The 359-nt window shown below is 67.4% G+C and carries 1 protein-coding gene; it reads left to right on the plus strand.

From position 1 onward, the window contains the following. A partial coding sequence (locus P6F26_RS19615) for a fatty acid desaturase (RefSeq protein WP_278030396.1) occupies positions 1 to 359 on the plus strand: 359 nt, incomplete at both ends.

A 359-nucleotide genomic window follows, 5' to 3' on the forward strand; every position in this document is an offset into this window, starting at 1 on the left:
ACGGCGGGTCCCTTCGTCGGCCTCTGGGCCCTGGCGTGGTGGAGCGTCGACGTCAGCTATGCGCTCGCCACCTTCATCGCCATCCTGAACGCCACGTTCCTCGTGCGGCTCTTCATGATCCAGCACGATTGCGGGCACGCCGCCTTCTTCCGCAGCCGGTCGCTCAGCGACTGGATCGGCCGTGGGATCGGGGTGCTGACGCTGACCCCCTACGACGTCTGGCGCAGATTGCACGCCGCGCATCACGCAGGCACCGGCAACCTGGAGAAGCGAGGGATGGGCGACGTCCTGACGCTGACGGTCGCGGAGTATCGCGCCCTGTCGTGGCGCGGGCGCCTTGGATACCGCATCTATCGTCA

This window comes from Roseicyclus salinarum, from assembly GCF_029624655.1.
In the GTDB taxonomy this organism is placed as follows: Bacteria; Pseudomonadota; Alphaproteobacteria; order Rhodobacterales; family Rhodobacteraceae; genus Roseibacterium; species Roseibacterium salinarum.